A 307-nucleotide genomic window follows, 5' to 3' on the forward strand; every position below is an offset into this window, starting at 1 on the left:
CCCATAGGCCTCATCCGCGGTGACCCAGGCGACGAGCAGGCCCGCGGCCAGACAGCGGCGGACGATGTCCCGGGCCAGCTCTCCCCTGGTGGCAAAACCCCGTTCGTCGGGGATCTTCGCCGCCCGGCAGCGCTCCCGGTCGGAGGTCCAGGCTTTCGGCAGGTAGAGCTCCCGGTCGACCAGGGCCCGGCCCGAGCTGGTGGCGTAGGCGGCGAATACTCCGATCTGACTGGGGGCACCCCCTCTGGGGGATTGTCGATCTTTACCGAGGCGCCGGTGTACTGCCGGCCCACCCCGGCCGAGGTGG

Annotated in this window: 1 pseudogene; it reads right to left on the reverse strand. The window is 71.3% G+C overall.

Annotated features, from left to right (window positions below):
* Nucleotides 1–307 (reverse strand): annotated as a pseudogene (locus ACSNOK_RS33715) (transposase); the annotation flags it as partial.

The sequence above is a fragment of the Streptomyces sp. URMC 126 genome, assembly GCF_051386555.1.
Taxonomy (GTDB): domain Bacteria; phylum Actinomycetota; class Actinomycetes; order Streptomycetales; family Streptomycetaceae; genus Streptomyces.